Annotated in this window: 15 protein-coding genes and 3 pseudogenes; 9 read left to right on the top strand and 9 right to left on the bottom strand. The window is 69.8% G+C overall.

Annotated elements, in window-relative coordinates; genetic code table 11:
• Positions 1-336 precede the first annotated feature (336 nt).
• Complete coding sequence (locus ABT137_RS35375; protein WP_351715236.1) at positions 337-912, top strand: hypothetical protein; 576 nt, start codon at positions 337-339, stop codon at positions 910-912.
• A gap of 109 nt (positions 913-1,021) precedes the next feature.
• Here ABT137_RS35375 and ABT137_RS35380 read toward each other — a convergent pair whose 3' ends face one another.
• Positions 1,022-3,010, bottom strand: a complete 1,989-nt coding sequence (locus ABT137_RS35380; RefSeq protein ID WP_351715237.1) for a tetratricopeptide repeat protein — start codon at positions 3,008-3,010, stop codon at positions 1,022-1,024.
• Between the two features lie 954 nt (positions 3,011-3,964).
• Positions 3,965-4,663 carry an MBL fold metallo-hydrolase gene (locus ABT137_RS35385; RefSeq protein WP_351715238.1) on the bottom strand — a complete coding sequence of 233 codons (699 nt, stop codon included), beginning with the start codon at positions 4,661-4,663 and terminating at the stop codon, positions 3,965-3,967.
• A gap of 226 nt (positions 4,664-4,889) precedes the next feature.
• On the opposite strand from ABT137_RS35385, the gene ABT137_RS35390 reads away from it, so the two are divergent.
• The 5 genes and pseudogenes from ABT137_RS35390 to ABT137_RS35415 all read left to right on the top strand — a co-directional run bounded on the left by ABT137_RS35390 (position 4,890) and on the right by ABT137_RS35415 (position 8,354).
• Positions 4,890-5,507 carry a TetR/AcrR family transcriptional regulator gene (locus tag ABT137_RS35390; RefSeq protein ID WP_351715239.1) on the top strand — a complete coding sequence of 206 codons (618 nt, stop codon included), beginning with the start codon at positions 4,890-4,892 and terminating at the stop codon, positions 5,505-5,507.
• A 905-nt stretch (positions 5,508-6,412) separates the two neighbouring features.
• Positions 6,413-6,685, top strand: a complete 273-nt coding sequence (locus ABT137_RS35400; protein WP_351715240.1) for a VOC family protein — start codon at positions 6,413-6,415, stop codon at positions 6,683-6,685.
• Between the two features lie 519 nt (positions 6,686-7,204).
• Complete coding sequence (locus ABT137_RS35405) at positions 7,205-7,447, top strand: hypothetical protein (RefSeq protein ID WP_351715241.1); 243 nt, start codon at positions 7,205-7,207, stop codon at positions 7,445-7,447.
• 279 nt (positions 7,448-7,726) lie between these two features.
• Positions 7,727-8,011 (top strand): annotated as a pseudogene (locus tag ABT137_RS35410) (transposase family protein); the annotation flags it as partial.
• A gap of 100 nt (positions 8,012-8,111) precedes the next feature.
• The gene (locus ABT137_RS35415; RefSeq protein ID WP_351715313.1) at positions 8,112-8,354 is read left to right on the top strand and encodes a transposase family protein; all 243 of its coding nucleotides are present in this window, start codon (positions 8,112-8,114) and stop codon (positions 8,352-8,354) included.
• An 89-nt stretch (positions 8,355-8,443) separates the two neighbouring features.
• Here the strand turns inward: ABT137_RS35415 and ABT137_RS35420 are convergent.
• The 5 genes and pseudogenes from ABT137_RS35420 to ABT137_RS35435 form a co-directional block, all read right to left on the bottom strand.
• A pseudogene (locus tag ABT137_RS35420) lies at positions 8,444-8,761 on the bottom strand (hypothetical protein); the annotation flags it as partial.
• 38 nt (positions 8,762-8,799) lie between these two features.
• Positions 8,800-9,723, bottom strand: a complete 924-nt coding sequence (locus ABT137_RS35425; RefSeq protein WP_351715242.1) for an IS5 family transposase — start codon at positions 9,721-9,723, stop codon at positions 8,800-8,802.
• 190 nt (positions 9,724-9,913) lie between these two features.
• Positions 9,914-10,420, bottom strand: a complete 507-nt coding sequence (locus ABT137_RS35430) for a hypothetical protein (protein WP_351715243.1) — start codon at positions 10,418-10,420, stop codon at positions 9,914-9,916.
• A 193-nt stretch (positions 10,421-10,613) separates the two neighbouring features.
• A pseudogene (locus tag ABT137_RS51095) lies at positions 10,614-10,809 on the bottom strand (hypothetical protein); the annotation flags it as partial.
• A 1,210-nt stretch (positions 10,810-12,019) separates the two neighbouring features.
• Entirely contained in the window at positions 12,020-12,178 is a 159-nt protein-coding gene (locus tag ABT137_RS35435; protein ID WP_351715244.1) for a hypothetical protein, read from the bottom strand.
• Between the two features lie 160 nt (positions 12,179-12,338).
• On the opposite strand from ABT137_RS35435, the gene ABT137_RS35440 reads away from it, so the two are divergent.
• On the top strand, positions 12,339-13,085 hold the full coding sequence (locus ABT137_RS35440; protein WP_351715245.1) for a hypothetical protein: 747 nt from the start codon (positions 12,339-12,341) through the stop codon (positions 13,083-13,085).
• Between the two features lie 161 nt (positions 13,086-13,246).
• On the opposite strand, the gene ABT137_RS35445 is transcribed toward ABT137_RS35440, so the two are convergent.
• Together ABT137_RS35445 and ABT137_RS35455 are read right to left on the bottom strand one after the other, a co-directional pair.
• The gene (locus ABT137_RS35445) at positions 13,247-14,470 is read right to left on the bottom strand and encodes a glycosyltransferase (protein WP_351715246.1); all 1,224 of its coding nucleotides are present in this window, start codon (positions 14,468-14,470) and stop codon (positions 13,247-13,249) included.
• Between the two features lie 545 nt (positions 14,471-15,015).
• On the bottom strand, positions 15,016-15,279 hold the full coding sequence (locus ABT137_RS35455; protein WP_351715247.1) for a DUF2630 family protein: 264 nt from the start codon (positions 15,277-15,279) through the stop codon (positions 15,016-15,018).
• A 259-nt stretch (positions 15,280-15,538) separates the two neighbouring features.
• Here ABT137_RS35455 and ABT137_RS35460 point away from each other — a divergent pair, with 259 nt between their 5' ends.
• Together ABT137_RS35460 and ABT137_RS35465 are read left to right on the top strand one after the other, a co-directional pair.
• Entirely contained in the window at positions 15,539-17,311 is a 1,773-nt protein-coding gene (locus ABT137_RS35460) for an ABC transporter ATP-binding protein (protein WP_351715248.1), read from the top strand.
• Between the two features lie 190 nt (positions 17,312-17,501).
• Positions 17,502-20,522 (top strand): glycosyl hydrolase, encoded by a 3,021-nt coding sequence (locus ABT137_RS35465; protein ID WP_351715249.1) that lies wholly within the window; start codon positions 17,502-17,504, stop codon positions 20,520-20,522.
• The last annotated feature ends 151 nt before the right edge of the window (positions 20,523-20,673 follow it).

The following is a 20,673-nucleotide window of genomic DNA, read 5'->3' on the forward strand; positions in this document are numbered from 1 at the left end:
GTCGATGACCGCGCCTCAGACGGATGGGGTGCCGTCGGGGTGGCACTGGAAGTCGCGCAGGGGGCCGGGTCTCGTCTGCGGTGCCTGCAGCAGACGCGACGACTGCGGTCGGCCTCCCCCGTTCCCCAACGGTTGTGGCTGGCTTCCCCCATTCCCCATCCGCCCATCATGTCGCTTCCCTACGGGGACCGGGCACGGTCAGGCAAGTCCTACTTGTCTACCGAGGGCAGGGAGCCTCCGGGCAGAGGAACCAGCGTCTGGGATGTGGAGGGCGAGTGGGGTTGGCAGACGGCACTGGTGCAGTGAGCGGGCCGGGTGGAGTGGCGGGGGAACGGCGTGTCGGACGCGGTGATCACGGCGTGGATTGCTGCCGGTTCTGCGGTGGCCGGAGCATTGGCCGGTGGCGGAGTGACGGGCTGGTTCACGCTGGCGGCGGCTCGCAGGCAGGCTCAGAGCACGGTGGACGCCGCGGCGCGGCAGGCGGATGCCGCGTGGGAGGCGGGGCGTCGTCAGGCAGATGCTGCGTGGGAGGCCGGGCGGTTGCAGGCCGAGGCCCAGCTGGATGTGGCCCGCCAGACACTGGCGGGCCAGCATCTGGCGGCTCAGCGTGAGGTACGACGTGCGGCCTATGCCACGTTCCTGGCCGCTGCCGACGCCGCGTGTCAGCGGCGTCTGGAGTGGCAGCAGGCCCTGGGCACCGCGCAGGCGACCGGCTGCCGTGACCGTTACCGCGTGTCCTTGACGGCTGTGGCGGAGGCGCTCACGCTCGTCCGTCTCGAGGGTCCGGACGCGGTCAGCACAGCAGCTCTGACGCTGGAGGGCTCGCTGGAGGTGAGCGCGTCACCTGACCGGTATCAGGATGCGCACGCCGAGTTCCTCAGCACTGCGCGTACCGCTCTCGCCGCACCGTGACCATCGGCAGCGTCAAGCGGTTCGCGCTCCGGCTGGCAGGACCGGGCGCGGCTTTGGGCGGAGCGTGAGGTCCGGGGCTAGCGCAGTCACGGACGGTCGCGACTCGCGGTCAGGACGGTGTAAGGCCGGGGCCAGGGGCATGAGGGTGCAGGGGTGTGCGGGGGGCAGCGGCCCGCAGCGTGTGGCCAGCGTCGATGACCTGGCGGGCCAAGGAGTTGGCCGCCGCCTCGTGGCCGGCGCGGCGGCGTACGGCGATGAGGTGGACGAGGGCGTGGTGCTGGCCCGCTTCGACGGCTTGCCACGCGATGGCTTCGGCCTCGGCGGGTTCGCCGCGCTTCTCGAGCAACACGGCCAGCGCGGTGAGGGCGGGGAAGTGGCCGGCGTCGGCGGCCTGTCGGTAGAGGGCGTGAGCACCTGCGGTGTCGTCGGCCCTCTCGCGCAACCGGGCGACGGACATGAGCGCGTGGACGTGGCCGGTGTCGGCGGCCTGCCGGTACAGGGCCTCGGCCCGGTCGAGGTCGCCGGCCTGTTCGCGTAGTCCGGCCTGCGCGAGCAGTGCGGGGACATGGCCTGTGTCGGCGGCTGTGCGGCAGAGGGCTTCGGCGCCCGCCCGGTCACCGGCCTCGGCGCGCAGCCCGGCCAGCAGGGACACGGCCCGGGTGTGCCCGGCCTGGGCGGCCTTGAGGGCCAACGCGTCGGCGCCGGCCGGGTCGTGGGCCTCCTCGCGTAGTAGGGCGAGACAGACCAGGGCGTAGGTGTGGCCGGTGTCGGCGGCCTGCTGGTACAGGGTGGCTGCGCTATCGAGGTCGCCGTTCGCCTCGCGTAGTCCTGCCAGCACCGCACAGACCTGCGGGTGTCCCCGTTCGGCGGCGAGGGCCGCGGTGGCTTCGGCGTCCTGGTGCAGTCCGCGGCTCTCGCGCAGCAGAGCCAGCTTGAGCAGGGGCTGGCCGTGGCCGGCGTCGGCAGCCCGCAAGGCCAGCGCCTGCGCCCCGGCACGGTTTGAGGCGCGTTCTCTCAGCACAGCGATCCGGGCCAGCGCACGCGGGTGGCCAGCCTCGGCCGCCTGCCAGGCCAGGGTTTCGGCCACGTCGGGCTCGGCAGTTTGCTCGTGCAGTTCCGCCAGCAGAGCCAGTGCCCTGGTGTGGCCGGCGTCGGCGGCCCGCCGGTACCAGGCCATAGCGCCATCCAGGTCAGCGTCCTGCTCGCACCGGGTCGCTTGGGCCAGCAGCGCCTGAACGTGACCGTTGTCAGCGGCTCGCTGGTTCAGCTGGTCGGCCCACCGCAGGCGGTGCCGGGCGCGGGCGGCCCGGGCCAGGTTGTAAAGGTCGTCCGGGTGCGAGAGGTGCTGCAGGGCGGAATTCCAGAACGAGGCGGGCGGGCACAGCCGGTGCCTCGTTTTTCTGCCGTGTTGCTCAAGGTAGTCGGCGATTTGGAAGAGCGAAGGCCGCAGGGGCGCACGGCCGTCGTCGGGCGGGCTCGTGGCCAGGTGCTGGGGGCGGGGAGCGACGCGCCGCAGGGGGGCTTGCTTGCCGTGGACCGGCTGGGTGAGCTCGGCGAAAGCCGACTCGACCCAGTTCTGGTCGAGTTGGGCGTAGTCGATGTCGTCGAGGTAGTCGCCGGCGGCATCGGCCAGGTACGCCTGCGGCAGCGATGGGCCTGCTCCCAGACGCCGCGCGTCCATGGCAGCGTGCAGGAGCGCTACTGCGGCTGGGGAGGCGTGCTGGTAGCGGCGCAGCAGCTCCGGTGCCCCGGCCAGGTCCTGGGCGATGCGGCCGGTGGTGGCGGCCCGCGTGAGTGCATCGGCGAGCAGTGCGTCTCCCTGCTCCGCCAACGTGGCAGCCGCGCGTAGCGCCTTGTCGTCGAATGCCTCCGGCACCGCCAGCGTGCGGCCGGCCAGCAGTTCACGTACCCGGCTGTGCGGATCCGGCTCGCCCGGCCGGGGCAGGGCCATGAACTGCCTGGCGTACTCGGGCCACAGAGTGGCCAGAACCAGCACCGGGCCGCGACCGCCGGTCAACAAGCCGTGCAACGCGGCACCGATCTGCTCGCCCAGACGCGGGTCGCCGAGGTAGTGATGGGCCTCATTCAGCCACACCACAGTGTTCGGTGTAACGGAGGGAAGGGCCGCGAGCGCTGCCTCGGCTCGAGTCGGGGCATAGGGATGCCACAGCCACCAACCCGCTCTCTCCAGCGGCCGCACGGCTTCCCAGCAAGCCCGGGTCTTCCCGGTCGACGACGAACCGACCAGCACCACCAGCCGGCTGCTTCCCCGCCCGGTCTCGCTTACCACCTGCGCCAGCACTCGGTCGTGGTCACGCACCACATACCCCGGGAGTAGCTCCTCGAGCGCGCTGTACCCCTCAACGGGATCGGGCAGCACACCGGCCGGATGCACCTCGAGGTCATGAGGGCTGCACTGCGCGATCGGCCGCCCTATCCGGCGCTCCCCCACCACGCCGTGCCCTGGGGCACGTTGCGTCCGCTCGTCCTGCACCCGCCAGGTCTCCCACCGCTGTCATGAGATCCGCTCTTAGCCCATCTTCGCCCGGGGCACCGCCCCACGCACTGGCGTTGCAGGGCTTTCCTTCCCTGGGACTCGACTAGGTAAGAAGCCGTTGACTTTTCGATTTTGAGAGATGCGCGTCGAACGGGAGTCCCGATCGGGTGGTCGCGGGGCGCTGGGCTCATGCGAACAGGGCCTCCTGAACAGCTCGTTGGTGTCGAATCACCGAGCGGCGGGAGGCCCTGGTGCAGCAGTCGTGCGTGCCGATGGCCGGGCAGTCCAGTGCGGTCACCTGGGAGTGTGACTGTCTGGCTCACCGGTTCGCGAACGCCGCCGGCAACGGGACGCGGCAGCCTCGCTACCGGACCACCAAGCCTCGGCCAACACGACGGATTTCAAGAGGACTTCACCGGAGCGAATAAAGATCGCCAACGGCATCCTTTCTGGGGCAGAGTTCACGAAGTGGACCAGAACCGTTGTTCATCGACATAGCCCCCCCACTCCTCGGCTGCACGTGCGACCGTGCCGCGGACCGTAGCGCCACCTGCCTCACCCGGATGCCGCGAGCCGACTGGGCACCGGAGCGACCTTGTCGAGGCGTCGTCGGGTCTCGTCGGCGTCGAGGGGTCCGCCATGGCCGGGGAGCAGGCGCTGCGGACGGCGGTCGAGCTCGGTCGTGAGCGCCCTGCGCACTCCGGCGGCGTCCTCGGTGAAGAAATGGCGCTTCGGGCTCTGGCGGCGCAGCACGCCACCGCGGACCAGGTCGCCGACCAGCGTGTCGTCGCCGACGCGGACGACGAGCGAGCCGGGGGTGTGGCCGCCGAACCGCTCGGCGTGCGCGTCGACGCCGTAGGGACTCAGGTCGAACTTGTCCTCCACCAGGATGTCGGCTTCGACCGGCTGGGCCTTCGCGCGGAGGACCATGGGCCTCAATATCGCACCGGCGGGATGGCTGATCGGGAGTACGCCGATGCGTCCGGTACGCAGGAGTTGTTCGTCGCCCAGGCCGACCGCAATCGGAACGCCGGCCTCCGCGAACGACGCCGCCGTGCCGCTGTGGTCGTTGTGGCCGTGGGTCAGGAGGACCAGAGCGATGTCGCGAGGCTGAAGGCCCTGGGCGGACAGCGCGTCACGCAGGCGGTCGACGTCCTCCGGTCCGCCCGTGTCCACGAGGACCGCTTGCTCGCCACGCAGGAGGTAGGCGTTGCTGTTGCCCATGGAAAGCGGGGTGACGGTCGTGGCGCTCATGCGGTGCACCGCGACGCTTCGACGCCGGCACCGACGTGCGTGCGGCCGTCGATTGTGCCTATCCGAACGGAAATGTCCATGATCATCTTCCCTCGCATCATCCCTGTAACCTTACGGCCGTAAGTAGAGCATGAGAACTTACGCCTGTAAAGTCATCGCCATGGCTCCACCGGCATCACGCAGACGCAACCCCCGAGGTCAGGGAGGGCAACTCCGCGACGAGATCGTGACCGCAGCCCGCGAGCTGCTGGTCGAGACCGGATCGGACAGCGCGGTGACCTTGCGGGCGATCGCCCGCAAGGTCGGCATCGCGCCACCGTCGATCTACGCGCACTTCGACACGCCCGACCAGATCGTGGAGGCCGTGGTCACCGAAACCCGCTCACTGCTGGTGCGTCATCTTGAGACCGCCCGGGCGGGAGCGGAAGGCGCGCGTGAACGACTTCTGGCCGACTGCCACGCCTATCTCGTCTTCGGTGCCGAGCAGCCCGAGCTCTACGCCCTGCTGTTCTCCCGGCCGCGGCCCAGGGGTAGCAGCACCACAGAAGAACGCATCGACCAGGCGGTACGCCAGCTCGCGCCCATTGTCGGCGAGCCCATCGCGAGTCAGCTCGCTCCCGCCGAAGCATTCTCGATACTTCTGCGCGACGTCGCCGATGCGATGCACGACGGCACGTCCCGTGCAGAGGATGCTCTCGCCACGGCGACCGCTCTTTGGGCGGCCCTGCACGGCCTCATTCTGCTCCGCGCTCACATTCCCCGATTCCCGTGGCCGCCACCCGGTCCGCTGGAGGAGGAGATCATCAGCCGGCTCGCGTTCCCGCACGGCCCTGCACCCAGATGACCGCTTGCTCGGCGCGACGCTGCCAGATCGTCAGGGCCGGATTCGTTGGGCCGCAGCGGGACGCGCAGGTGAGCCGAGGGCAGGACGACGGGCAAGGAACTTTCTCCAAGAAGTTGTTGTCTTTACGATCTTGAGAGATGCGCGTCGAACGGGAGTCTCGATCGGGTGGTCGCGGGGCGCTGGGCTCATGCGAACAGGGCCTCCTGAACAGCTCGTTGGTGTCGAATCACCGAGCGGCGGGAGGCCCTGGTGCAGCAGTCGTGCGTGCCGATGGCCGGGCAGTCCAGTGCGGTCACCTGGGAGTGCGACTGCCTGGCTCACCGGTTCGGAAACGCCGCCGACAACGGGACGCGGCAGCCTCGCTACCCGACAGACATGACGGACGGGGAGTGGGCCGTGGTCCGCCCGCTACTTCCGGTGCCGGGCTGCATGCGTGGCCGGGACGGCCGACCGAAGGGGTCGCGAAGACTGCTGCCTTTCCCGTGTGGTGCACTTTCCAGGGTGAGAAACCGTTCCAGGTCACTCATGGCGGCCCGCTGTACGCCCAGGGCCATTACACGGGTTGCTCAACTCCGGCACCCGACCAGTGCCGGGTCCAGGTCGATCTTCAGGAGTACGTGCGCGACGGGTACTGGCGCGCGGTGAAGCACAAGGACAACGGGTGGACGCAGTGCAGCGGGCGGTACACCACTCCAGGGCTCACGTGCGTGCATGATGGAGAAAGGGAGACGTACAACACTCAGGTGACCTTGCAGGTCGAGTACCAGGGACGCTTCAGCGAACCCGGAATCGCAGACACGGGCAACACCGTGATCGGCTGCTGAAGTTCACCCGTAACGGCCTGCCGGACTGATTCGGTAGGCCGTTTTCGGCTTCGGTCGCACAGATGAAAGTGAGACAGCAGCATGCACGTTCATTTTGAAGCAGTAGACCCAGAGAGAATGATCAGGTTCTGGGGCGGCATCCCGGGTTGGGGTGGGTACAGCGTCGGCGAAGCGGAATCTCCGGCTGTGCTACCGGTCGTCACCGTCCTTGTCGGAACGATCGCCGAGCAGGTTCAGACACTGATCGCCAAGGGCGCCTCTCTCGTGGAACCTCACGATTGCATGCACGCCCTGATGACGGATCCGGAAGGCAACAGGTTTATGGTGGTGCTCGACCCCGATCACGAAGCATGATGTTCTCCAGCGTGGATGCGGCCCGGCGTACGGCACTCGCCCTTCAAGGGCGCCGGGTGGACGATCCGGTGTGGGGCGTTTTCACCGTCGCTCCGACGTCGAGGCCGACGGAACCTGCTGGCCAATCCAGGTCGCTTTCTCGGCAGCCGGATGGCGTTGGGAGGCGGCCTGCACCGGTAGGTGAATCGACGGCGACGCGAGGGCGCCGACAGCCGGCGCGGGTGAGGGACGTGCGGGAGGCCGCCGAGTAGGAGCGGGCAGCTCTGCGGTTCCCGCTCGCTGAGGCCGGGTGGCCTTCTCCGACCCAGTGCATGGATCCCGAGCTGCTGGAACGGATCACCGCGCGGCGTGCGGAACTGGACGAACTCGAAGAACAGCTGGCCAAGCAGTTGGCGGAGGCGCGGGCCGAGCGGGACGAACTTGCCGTCGCCGAGCGGGTCCTGGAGCGGGTGAGCGAACAACTCGCGGACGCGCGCCTCAGCCGCGCCGATGCCCGGGCAGGTGGGTGGACGGTCGGTGATGCTGATTCCGCACCGCGAGCCGGACCTGGAGGAGACCATGCTCCCGCCGGGCTATCAGCGCATCCTCGCCGCTGTGCGGCAGGCTGCCGGCCCCGTCATGGCCCGGCATGTCGGCGAGATGCTGGGAGTCGACGTCAGCGTGCGGGCCAAGCTGGAACCGCTGCGCGGGAGACTGGTCAGACTCGTCGATCGCGGCTGGCTGCGCAAACTGCCTGACGGCCGGTTCACCACCCGCCTGTGACCGGGGACGCTGTCGCCCGGAGCAGTCCGGCGCGAGCGTAACCGCGGTGCCCCCAGCGGCCGTTGGAATTGTGTGACGAAAACCAAAGGACGCGCCGAGGACACGAGCACGCTTGTCTACCAGTGCCGTCTGCCGCTGTCCACGCACACCGTCAACCACCTCGCCGGTATGCCGCGCCGCCATCTGAAGGCGATACGGTCCAGGTGGCGGATCCTGCCGCCCGGCCGGATCGCGGTGATCGTCCTGGCCATGCTGCGGCACGATCAGCGCCTGGCCGACATGGCCGGCGGCAACAACGTGTCCGAGTCCACCGTCCGCCGTTGGCGCGACGAGCTGATCGCCCTGCTCGCAGCCCAGGCACCGTGCCTGGACCGCGCCTTGAAGAGGGTCGCTAAGACAGGCGGGGAGGTGGTCCTGATCGACGGCACCCTCATCCCCAACCAACCTCGCACCGGCAAGGCCAACCGGCGGAACTACTCCGGGAAACAACACCATCACGGCCTGCACTTTCTCGCCTTGACCGACGAACGCGGCCGCCTGATCTGGATATCCGCCGCCCGGCCCGGCCGCACCCACGACATCACCGCCGCCCGCCACGACCACATCCTGGCCCACCTGCGCGCCGCCGGCCTCGGCCGCCCTCGCGGACCTCGGCTTCCGCGGCCTGGACAACGACGTAGGCGACCCCGTGATCGTCACCGGCTTCCACGCCAGCCGCACCCACAAGCTCACCCCAGGCCAGAAGGACGCCAACCGCGTCCTCGCCGTCGGACGCGCGCCAGTCGAACACGGCTTCGCGCACCTCAAGAACTGGCGGCCCCTCACCAAGCTCCGCACCGACCCCGCCCGCGCCACCCGCCTCCTGCGAGCCTTGCTCGTTCTGACGAACCTCGAAGTCAACCGCTGACAAACGATCTACTCCACAGGCTCCCGCCCACGACCAGCGTGAGTACCCTGAGTACCGGCCACAGATGATCTACTGGTCGATGACCCTGCTCATGACACGCCGTCTTGCCCGGCCAGCCCCGGGGCGAGAGTGAACCGGCCCGGCTGTTGCTCGGCCAGCCGGCCCCGCGCGACCAGGCGCTTCGCTTTCGACCGCAGCGCCTCCACCTTCGCCGGCACCGCGTCCAGGCCGAACATCACGGCCAACTCCTGGCAGGTCAGCGCCCCTTGACGGAGCCGCTGCCGGTCCGCGAGCGCGGTAAGGATGCGCTGGTAGTCCACCGACAGCACCGCCCAGCCCAGCCCCTCACGCCACACCGGCACCTGCGACTTCGGCTTCGCCGCATCCCGGGGTTCCGGCGATGCGTCCGCATCCCGCGGATCCTCAGAGCCCGTGAACAAACTGATCATTTCCGGTGTTTGGCGTCCTTCGTGCCAGCCAGGCGTCGTGACATCAGCATGATCATGGACCACTTGACCATGGCTTCATGGTGCTCGGGTAACCGCTCGTAGTCGTGTACGCAGCGGCGGCGCTGGAAGATCCACGACAGCGTGCGCTCCACCACCCACCTGCGTGGCAGTACCACGAAGCCCTTGCCGTCATCGCTGCGCTTGACGATCTCGATCGTGAGCTGGAGCTTCTTCTTGGCCCAGGTGACAAGTTTCCCGGCGTAGCCGCCGTCGGCCCAGACCAGACTGATCGATTCGAAGAGGTCCCGCAGGTGCACCAGTGCGGGGCGGGCTCCGTCGCGATCCTGCACGCTCGCGCTGGTGACCATGACGACCAGGAGCAGGCCGATCGTGTCCACGATCACGTGGCGCTTGCGGCCTGCCACCTTCTTGCCCGCGTCGTACCCGCGGCTGTCGGCGCCGACCGTCTCCGCAGCGCGTACCGACTGCGAGTCGATGATCGCGGCAATCGGGTCGGTGTCCCGGCCCTCGGACCGGCGGACCTCGTCACGCAGGTCATTGTGGATGACGTCGACGCTTCCGTCCTGCCACCACCGGGTGAAGACCGTGTGTACCGTGCGCCAGTGCGGGAAGTCGCCCGGCAGGTTGCGCCACTTGTTGCCGTTGTCCGCGACGTAGAAGATCGCATCCACGATCAGCCGGCGGCAGTACTCCTCCGGCCGCCCGCCGTTGCCGTCCACCCATGTCGGCCACGGCAGCTCCGCCGCGATGACCTGCCACTCCGCGTCCGTGGTGTCCGAGGTGTAGCGGCGGGACCGGGCCGGATGACGGCGGCCGTGACCGAACCGGCAGGCCAGGCACGGGCAGTCAGCTTGCCCATCCGGGGCGACAGCGGGGGTGGCAGGGGCATACAACGGCATCACAGGACCTCTTGGCGCGACTGGGCTTCGACACCGAAGTTGCTACCAAGAGGTCCTGGCCGTGCACGTCACTTCGCCGATTCCCACCCGTCCTCGACGATCAGTTTGCTGAGTCGCGGGTCAGAGCACTATGCGCGTCCACTCTTCCTCGCGACCGAACCAGCAGGGCCCTCGTCACGTCGTGGAGTGGTCAGCTGTGTGTGCCGTACCAGGTCCATCGTCCCCACTCGATGCCGGACTGGCCCCAGGAGGTGGAGTAGAGGGCATCGCCGTTGGCCGAGGTGCGCAGGTAATTCAACCCGCTGTAGGCCGCGAGTTCGTTGTTGTCGCCGTTCCACAACTGCCCGGAGGGGAGGCCGCTGTCGCAGGTGCTCAGCCACACGGCGTTCGTGTCGGTCTCGTTGTCCGTGGTGAGGCACTTGCCGGTGTACCAGCTCTTCAGCTGGCGGTAGGTAATCCCGCTGGGGTAGGCGGTATACGAACTGCCCCAGTTCCAGTAGGTGCCTGGCGACTGGTCGCAGGGGCCCGACCAGACGTTGCTGGTCGTGGTGGAGCCGGTGAGGCAGTTGCCCTCGTAGGCGTTCTTGTACACCCAGTCGGTCGCCGCGAACGCACTGGACATCGAGCCCGCCACGGTGAGCATGAGGGCAGCAAACATCATGGGCAGGGTCAGTCTCAGGGTCTTCCTAGATTTCATGATCGCGAGGATTGAGGGCAGAAGGGTTAACCACGTGAATCGAACATGAACATGCCGTGTCACGGTGGTCACACTCTCGGCATGCATGCGTCAGCGAACCCGCACTCCGGCGTCGACAACGAGCGCCTCACGCTCCACCACCGCCAAGCACCCTAAACAATCAGTTTGTTCACAGGCTTTCAGTGACCTCCGTGCCGGCGGTGTTGCCGTCGTCCGGAGCCAGCACCGTGTCGACCCGCCTGCGAGCAATCGCCCACTCCTGCCATTCCTGCTCGGCCGCGGCCAGTTCGGCCTGGATACGGTCGGCCTCCTCCCGCAGCCCGTTGACTCGACGGCGAGCGGCGAGCGGCGAGCTCGTGCTGTTCCAGCAGTCCGACGACTGACGGCATTCATGACCTCCCGGGGAGCGACGACCCGACAGGCCACAACTCCCACGGAATCACCACTGCTATCCCCGACCAGCGGAAACGCACCGATCACACCCGAAAAGACAACAGCTTCTAAGGAGTCGACCAGCGGAGAGTTCGCGTACATCGCGGTGTCGGCGGGCTCGACAACGCCCGATCTTCACCACTGCCGCCCGGCCTTCCAGTAGGGCCCGACACAACTGCGCGTCCTTCAGGTGAATATCCGAAAGCCTCATCTCGCCGGGCAAGTCAGAGCAACACTCTGCAGGGGAACCAGGAGCGAGAGGAGCCCGGCCTGGCTGTTGGCGTGTGTCGCACGGGGAAGCGGCATGACGCCAACGCTCGCGAGGGGCCGGCGGCGAGGTGGCCATGTGCGCCGCGTTCTGAGTCGGGGTGGCCTGGACGGGACCATGCTGGGACGCCGCCACGTGCGGCCCTTCCGGCGTGCCCATCTGGTACGCGACGACGACTACATGGGACTGGTGCGGATCATCGAGCGTGCATGCCAGGCGTCCAGACGCGTCCTACGAGGGGATCGTGCTGGAGAACGAGTGCTACGCCGCCCGCACAGTGGGTAGCCGTGTCGGGGTGGGCGGCGCACTGTGAAGAGACGCAGTGGCACCAGGCGTTGGCGTGGACGGTGGCCACCCGCGCATGGGCCGCGGCGTGCTGAGCGGCGAACGCCCGCAGCCCGGCGAGGTCCTTGGAGCGGGGCGGCATCCGGCATGCCGTGGTGCTGCAGGTGACCGTGGCGGTCCGGTCGGCGTGCCCGGTCAAGCGGATCGTCCAGACCCGGCCGGGGACAAGCTCGGTGGAGGATTCGCTGGCGGCGGTCGTCACAGGCGTCCGTTTCTCGCGTGGCCCCGCCCGGAGGGCTGGAACCACAGGACGTGCTCGTGGTCGTGAAGGGGCGGTCGCCTACGCGGCGAAAGGCTCCATGAGGCTTCAGCCGAACGATCGTCCTCATGGGCAATAGGTGAGGCCCGGGGACACTGTCCCCTTCACAACCACACCCTCCACAACGTGGTCGGCTGCCCGGGCATTTCCGACGCTCTTGCCTCGGCCCTGGCACGTGTAGTGCCCCGCACACCACAGAGCGGCCGCCTGTGACAGGAACCTCAGCCGAGAACGAGCAGCACCAGGACGCCATGCTGTCGCGGCCTGACCAGGATGCCCGGCCACCGGCGAGCGGTCATAGGTCGCTGAGCAGCTCTGCGACGAACACGTCGCCGTAGTCGTGCAGCCGAGTGCCAATGAGCAGCACCTTGACGGCACGGCCCTCCACTTCGACGGGGACGACGGCACCGGCCAGAATCGCCGTGTCCCGGTCGTTGCTCCACACGCGGGGCATCAGGGCGCCGGTACCGTGAGCCAGCGCCTTCGGCGTTCCGGTCCCACGTCCATGCGGGGGCTCGTGTACCTCGGCTCGCGCCAGGGTGAGTTGACCAGTTCCTCGGTGCGCCGCTATTTCTGGGAGCGGCCGCGGCGGCGCAGCCGCGGAAGGGGGACACATGATCGCACTGGGGTGGGTCGTCGCGGCAGCGGCCCTTGGGGTGTGGTGGGTGCTCTGGCGGCTTGTCCGGTACCCCGGGGGTTGGACGTACGCGTTCCACGAGGAGCACCGGGAGGCGCGCAGAGTTCTGGAGGATGCCCGCGGAGCCGTACGCGGGCTGCGCCGGACAGCTCGGCGTGAGAGGTGGCAGGCGCAGGCCGCGGTGAAGCGGGCGGAGTGGACCTACCGGCGCCGGGTCCGCCGGGCAGAGTCCGAGCTGGAGCAGCTGCACACTCCGCACCGCGGGGCACGGATCGAGCAGCTGGGCGAGATCGCCCTGTACGAGCACGCGGTTGTCGTCCGCGACGACGAGGTTGCGCTGGCGGGCCTGCAGGTCCGGTTCGAGTTGGGCAGCTCCAAGGGCACGTCGTACGTGTATCTCACGCCGCCCGACGGACGCGAGCGCATGGAGCGTTACGGTGACGCGGAGTACACCGAGGACGCGGTGCGCCGATTCGCCGTGCAGGTCCAGAACACGGCCGCGGCGGCGGGCGAACTGCGGGAACAGCAGGTCGGTAGTGTCCGTGCGGCCAAGGCCAAGCTGCGGGAAGCTCTTTCGGCGACGGAGCAGATGGAAGCGGCGAAGGAGCGGCTGGAGAACATACGGGCCCGCCAGGACGCGGACGTCAGGCTCCCGAAGGCGCGCGTGGCTCTCGATGACGCCCGAAGTGCGTGGCAATGCCGTACGGGACGTCGTCCTCTTTAGGACTCCTAGCAGAATGGTCTTCGAAGGCCAGTGCTGTTGCTCACCGGTGAGTACGACGTTGACCAGAAGGCCACCGACTATGCCGGTCTCTTCGAGCATGTCGCGGCGGCGGTGTAACCCGGCGCCGGGCACTTTCCCGGCTCGGTGATCCCGTATGGGGTTCACGCGGGTACCGACGGCCTTTCTCGGCTGACGGTGTCGAGCAGTAGTTTCGCGGCCACTGTTGCTCCGTCGATGCGGATGCCGTCGGCCACGGCCCTCGCCCGTGCGAGGGTCTCGGGGGCGAGGGCGGTCCCGAGTGCGGCTGACAGGGACTCGGTGGTCGGAGTCGGGCCGTCGTGTGCCGCGCCGATGCCGAGGGCGGCGACCCGGCCGGCCCAGTAGGGCTGGTCCGCCGCCTGGGGCACCACCACCTGTGGCACTCCTGCCTGGGCGGCCGTCGTCGTGGTGCCCGCGCCGCCGTGGTGCACGACGGCGGTCACCCTGGCGAACAGTGCCTGCTGGTTGACCTCGCCGACGACGAAACAGTCGTCGCGGTCGTCGATCAGGGCCAGTTCGGCCCAGCCGCGGCTGACGAGTGCGCGGCGGCCGTGCGCGCGGACCGCCTCGATGGACACCCGGGCGATGTCCGCCGAGACGCCCCGCATGCTGCCGTAGCCGACGAACACCGGGGGTGTGCCCGCGTCCAGGAACGCCAGCAGGTCGTCCGCCAACGGGCGTTCGTCGGGAAGGATCCACGCCCCGGTGTGTACGACCTCGAACTCAGTGGTCTCCTGCCACGGACCCAGGACCGGGTCCGACGCCAGCCAGGGCCGGTCGGTGAAGACGAAACCGTAGACGTCGTCGACCGGCGGCAGACCGACCGAGGCCCGGTGGGCGTTGAGCGCCTCGCCGTGCAGCGTGTTGAAGGTCCGGGCGTTCAGGTCCCACAGCGTCCGGTTGTCGGTCACCTCCGGCGGGAACGACTGGCCCGGCAGCAGCGCGGGGGGCGCCTGGTGCGGCGACCGCAGCAGGAACGGACAGAAGGTCGCGTACACGTAGGGGATACCGAGTTTCTCGGCCGCCGACCGCGAGGAGAAGTGCGCGAGCCCGGTCGCCAGGAGGACGTCGCATCCCTCGGCGGCCGCGACGACCGTGTCGAACTGCGCGGCCAGCTCGGCCACCCGGCGGGAGGCCGCCGATCGGGTCGACGGCGCCGACATCGTGCCCATCGGCCTGCCGACCGCCACCACCTCCACGCCGGCCCCCGCCAGCAGCCGGACGAAGACCTCGTCCGGCGGCGCACAGACCCTCACCTGCGCACCGAGCTCCCGCAACCGCACCGCGAGCGCCACCAGCGGCTCGACATCCCCGCGCGACCCATACGTCGACAACAACACACGCACTACGCGACTCCCGTTTCCGCAGGTACTGGCCTCGGTCGGCGATTCTGCGGCCTGACGGGGACCTTGCCGCAAGCCCCCCGGTGCGCTATACGTTGAGCACGGCAAGGAGTCGGAATCTCCTTGCCGTTGCCTTTTGCCGTCCGCGGTGAACGAACGACCTCCCCATGAAGCGTCGGCGTGGCGCGCAGGCAGCGCAGCGCGCGCGTCGGCTCAGACGGTTGTCACCTACGCCCCGCACTGTCCTGAAGCTCATGGCGATGTGTTGTTCAGACGTCGCCGGCAGAGCGGCGCGCGGTCCAGGGTGAGACAGGCTTCGTGGATGGCGTCGTGGATCTCCCAGCGGATCCGCAGGCGGCGGAACCAGGGCAGGCGGGCGAACGCCCGCTCCACGACCCGGCGTTGGGATCCCAGACCATGCGGCGGTACGTGTCGTGGTCGTAGCCGTGGTCACCCAGCCCCGCCTCCGGGCGGCGCCGAGGCCGACCCCGCTCCCCCACACCGGCGGCACGGCTTGGAGCAGTGGGATCAGCCGGGTGACGCGGTCCTCAGGACAGGTAGTCCTCCACCTCTGACGCGGGACGGACGTTCGCCTCGCCCGGATCCTGTCCCGCCTCGATCCTGGCCCGGCGCTGCCGGAGCAGGTCCCAGCACCGGTCCAGCTCGGTCTCCAGACCGGCCAGGCGGGCATGCTCGGTCGGCTCGTCGATCTCCTGCCGTGCCAGACGATCGCGCAGTTCCTTCTCCTGGCTGATCATTTCCGTGATGTGGCCGAGGATCTCCCTCTCGGCGCCGGCCTCGAACCCTGCCATGGCTGCCCCTTCCCGGACGACGCGACGGACGACGCGATGGACGACGGACTCGAAGGGGGCGTCCGCCCATCCGTGCACCCCTGCCCCCTCACCACCTTCTCTCACCCCGGCCTCAAACGCATCGGCCGGACAGCCGCCGGCTCCCGGCCCCTCCCGAAAATCCCGCGCTCGCGCCATCCGGGCGAGGTACGGTGGCCCGCGAACCGAGGGAAAGCGGTTGCTACAGGTCGGGGACAGGGACAGGGGAGGATCACCGCCGATGGCGTCGACGTCGGAACGGCCGCTCGACCACCGCTACCGGGGCGAACACCCCGTCCGGACACTCGCCTATCTGCTGCGCGCGGACCGCCGCAAGCTGGCGGCGGCGGTCGGCGTGTTCACCGTCAAGCACAGCCCCGTCTGGCTCCTGCCCCTGATCACCGCCTCCGTCGTGGACACGGTCGTCCAGCACGGGCCGGTCTCCCGGCTGTGGACGTCCGTCGCGGTCATCATGGCGATCCTGCTCGTCAACTATCCGCTGCACGTGCTGTACGTACGGCTCCTCTACGGCAGCGTCCGCCGGATGGGCACCACGCTGCGCTCGGCGCTGTGCACGCGGATGCAGCAGTTGTCCATCGGCTACCACTCCCGGGTCAGCGCGGGCGTGCTCCAGGCCAAGGTCGTACGGGATGTCGAGACCGTCGAGCAGATGGTCCAGCAGACCGCCGAGCAGGGTCTGGGCGCGCTGACCGTGCTGACCGGCGGACTGGTCATCATCGGCGTCCGTACACCGGAGTTCCTGCCGGTCTTCCTGGTGGTGGTGCCGGCGGCAACCCTGCTCGTGGCCCGGTTGCGGGCGCGGCTGCGGGCCCACAACGAGCACTTCCGCCACGAGGTGGAGACGCTGTCCTCGCGGGTGACGGAGATGACGCGGCTCATCCCGGTCACCCGGGCCCACGGCCTGGAGGGCAAGGCGCTGCGCCGGATGGACGGCACCCTGAGCCGGCTGCTCACCTCGGGGATGCGCCTGGACCTGGTCAACGGCCGCTTCGGCTCGCTGGCCTGGGTGGTCCTGAACGTGATCGGCGTCGCCGTCCTGGCCGCCGCCGCGCTGGTGTCGTACTACGGCGTGTGGGGTGTCACGCCCGGCGACGTCGTCATGCTCAGCGCCTTCCTCACCACGCTCACCAACTCCACGACGACGCTCACCAGTCTGGCGCCGGTCATCACCAAGGGCCTGGAGTCGGTGCGTTCGGTGGGCGAGGTGCTCCAGGCGCCCGAACTGGAGGACAACGAGGGCCGGGAGGAGGTCACCGCCGTCCGTGGGGCGGTCACCTTCGAGCGGGTCGGCTTCGGCTACGAGGACACCGGGCGTCCGGCCGTGGCGGAGTTCAGTCTCGATGTCGTCCCGGGCGAGACGGTCGCTCTGGTGGGCGCCTCGGGGGCCGGCAAGTCCACCGTGCTCAACCTCGTCATCGGATTCATCCGGCCCACCTCCGGCCGGCTGCTCCTGGACGGCACCGACATGAGCGGCCTCGACCTGCGCACCTACCGGCGGTTCGTCTCGGTCGTGCCGCAGGAGTCGATCCTCTTCGACGGCACGGTCCGGGAGAACGTCGCCTACGGCATGGAGGACGATGCCGACGAGGAGGCGGTGCGCGCCGCGCTGCGGGACGCCAACGCCCTGGAGTTCGTGGACCAGTTGCCGCACGGACTGGACACCGTGGTCGGCGAGCGCGGCGCCCGGCTCTCCGGCGGCCAGCGTCAACGCCTCGCCATCGCACGGGCGTTGATCCGGGATCCGCGCGTCCTGGTGCTGGACGAGGCCACCTCTGCGCTGGACACCCGCTCCGAGGCGCTGGTGCAGCAGGCGCTGGCCCGCCTGCTGCGCGGCCGTACGACGTTCGTGGTGGCCCACCGGCTGTCCACCGTGCGCGGTGCCGACCGCATCGTGGTGATGGACGAGGGCCGTATCCGCGAGATCGGCACACACGAGGAACTGCTGCGCCGGGGCGGTGCCTACACCGCGCTGCACGGCGGCCAGGTGGCCTGACGGGCGTCAGCGCCGGGTCACGGCGCGGGGCGAGCCGGCAACCCTCGGCAGTCTTCGTCCTCTTGAATCGTCGTCACATCTCTTGACCTCGGTTTGCGGACCGGACTACCGTTCCCGCGTCCATCTTGGTTGAAACGATTCACTCCATGGCTTGTCCATGACCGCGCTTGGGACCACTTGGGGTTGAACCATGCTCGAATCCTCCTCTCAGCGCGGCGGGGCGACCCGCCGGTCGGTGCTTGCGGCCGGTGTGTCGGCCGGTGCCCTCGCCGCCCTCGGGCCTGCGGCGGGGGCCTTCTCCGCGCCCGGTGGTGCCGTCGCCAACGGGGCCGTAGCCGCCGCCGACTGGTTCGCCCAGCCGGCCAAGGCCGTTCGGCCGAAGTTCCGCTGGTGGTGGCCGGACGGGCTGGTCGATCCGGCCGAGATCGCGCGGGAGGTCGACCAGATGGCGGACGCGGGATTCGGCGGGGCGGAGATCGCGGCCGTGCACCACAGCATCGCCGACACCTCTGTGCTGGACACCGACCGTCACGGCTGGGGCAGCGCCCCCTGGCGCGACGGTGTGAAGGCCGCGCTGCGCCAGGCGGCCCGGCGCGGACTGACCGTCGACCTCACCCTCGGCCCGAGCTGGCCCGTCGCCGTACCGGGCGTCACGCCCGACGACGACGCGGCGGTCAAGGAACTCGCTTACGGCAAGGTCACGTTGACGGGCGGCGCCGGGTACGACGGACCGGTGCCGGCCTCGGTCTACCCGGCCGCTTCCGGAGTCACCGTGCAGGAGCTGTTCGCGGTGCAGGCCGTCCGGGTCAACACCGCCTACTCCAGCGGCAAGGCGACCGGCCTGGATGCCGACAGCGTCACCGACCTGACCGCCCGGGTGTCCGGCGGCAGGCTGTCCTGGACCCCGCCGGACTCGGCGACCTGGGTGATCCTGGCGTACTGGCAGCGGGGTTCGGGGCAGCAGCCCGAGGCGGGCCCGCACTCCTCCCCCGCCGCGTACGTCGTCGACCACTTCAGCGCGGCCGGTACCGAGGCCGTCACCCGGTACTGGGACCGCGAGATCCTCGACGCCGGTCTGCGCAGACTGCTCGGATCGGCGGGCGGCGCCTTCTTCGAGGACTCCGCCGAGCTGGAGACCAAGGGGCTGCAGTGGACGCCCGCGCTGCCCGACGCGTTCCGCCGGCACACCGGGCGCGACCTGCTGCCGTACCTGCCGGCCGTCGTCCTCGACAACGGCAACCAGATCTTCGCCTTCGAGGCCCGGCTCACCCAGGAGATCCGGCACGACTTCTGGGAGACCGTGTCGAACCTCTTCGACGAGCACCATCTCGGGGCGCTGCGGGACTGGGCGCACGGCCACGGCATGAAGCTGCGCTCACAGCCGTACGGGCTCCAGACCGACGCCATCGCCTCGGCGGCCCTCCTCGACATCCCCGAGGGCGAGTCGCTCGGCTTCAAGAACCTCGACGACTACCGCTGTCTCGCCGGCGGCCGCGACATGGCCGGCCACCGCGTCCTGTCCTGCGAGGCGGGCGCGTACGCGGGCGGCGCCTACAACACGACCTGGGACAAGTTCCTGCGCACCATGGGCGGCGCGTACGCGGCGGGGGTCAACCAGACCGTGATCCACGGCTTCTCCTACGCGACCGTGCCGGGGGTCGGCTGGCCCGGGTTCGCCGCGTTCAGCCCGTACAACGGCGCGGTGGGGTACGGCGAGTCGTGGGGACCGCGCCAGCCCACCTGGCGGCATGTCCCGGACATCGCAGGCTACCTCGGGCGCGTGCACCAGGTGCTCCAGTCCGGCACCGTCCGCGCCGACGTCGCCGTCTTCCGGCAGACCGGCTACAGCGCGACCGGCATCGGCGCGTCCTGGCTCACCTCCACCGGCGTCCCGCTCGGGTGGACCCACCAGTTCCTCAGCGGGCCGCTGCTCGACCTGCCCTCGGCCAGGGTGTCCGGAAAGCGGCTCGCGCCGGACGGGCCCGCCTACAAGGCGCTGTTCCTCGAAGGCGACTTCTTCTACGGTTCCAGCCCGACGCTGGCCGTCGCCGACGCCCGCAGGCTGCTCGCGTTCGCCCGGGCCGGGCTGCCCACCGTACTGTTCGGCGCCTTCGACCAGGCCCTCACGCCGGGCCTCCCCGACGACGGCGAGACCGACGAACTGCGTGCTCTCACCGCCCGGTTGCTGGCCCTGCCGAACGTCCGCAAGGTCACCGACAAGACCCTGGTCGGCGCGGCCTTCGCAGACCTCGGCGTGACGCCCGACGTCGCCTACGGCGCGTCCTCGACCCTTCTCAACGCGCACCGGGCGACCGACGACGCCGATTTCTACTACTTCTGCAACGGCAAGCACGCCGAGACCGTCAAGCCGCCGGTGGCCGCCGTCGACCACGACGTGACGGTGCACAGCACCCGGGGCAGCGGTTCCGGCACGGTCCCGTATCTGCTGGATCCCTGGACCGGGCGGGTCGCCCGGCTCGCCGAGTACACCCGGGACGGGGACGCGTTCACGTTCCGGGTGGCGCTCCAGCCCGGTGAGACGCTCGTCGTCGCGCTGGCGCGGCCCGCCGCGTTCGGGGACCGCACCGGGGCCCGTCCGCACGCGGTGGCGACCGAGGCGGACAGCGTGCTGTTCGCGGACGGTTCGCTGGCCGTGCGCGCGGCGACGGCCGGCACGTATGCCACCACCCTGTCGAACGGGCGCACGGTCACCGCGCACATCCCCGAGGTGCCCGCGCCCGTCACCCTCGACCAGTGGACCCTCACCGTCGACGACTGGCGGCCCGGCGCCGACGCCACCAGCACCGAGGTCGTCGGGCACACCCTCGCCCTCGACGCGCTGCTGCCCTGGTCGCAGATCCCGGAGCTGGCCGACATCGGCGGCATCGGCCGCTACCGGACGACCGTCACACTGCCGCGGACCTGGACCTCCTCCACGGGGGCCGTGCTGCGGCTCGGCAGCGTCGGCGACACCTGCCGGGTCACCGTCAACGGCACCTGGGTCGGGCCCGTCGACCGCCTCAACCCCGAGGTGGACCTCGGCGGTCTGCTCCGCCCCGGCGCCAACACGGTCGAAGTCGAGGTCGCCACCCCGCTGTTCAACCGGCTGCGGGTCAGCAACCCGGCGGTGTTCGGGACGGCGACACGCCAGGCGTACGGGCTCGTCGGCCCGGTCCGGCTCGTCCCCTACGTCCAGCGGACCGTGGCCTGAGCCGTGGACAGGGTGCCCCCAGCTGGAACGGATCTTGGTGCCGGGTGGCTCGGCGCGGACAAGTCGACGCTCACACCGGCCCTGAGCGGCCGGGTGCGACAGGCAACGCCAAGGGCCCGCCCGCTTGCGGACGGGCCCGGCTCGGGGATCT

It is taken from the genome of Streptomyces sp. NPDC001980, from assembly GCF_040296885.1.
In the GTDB taxonomy this organism is placed as follows: domain Bacteria; phylum Actinomycetota; class Actinomycetes; order Streptomycetales; family Streptomycetaceae; genus Streptomyces.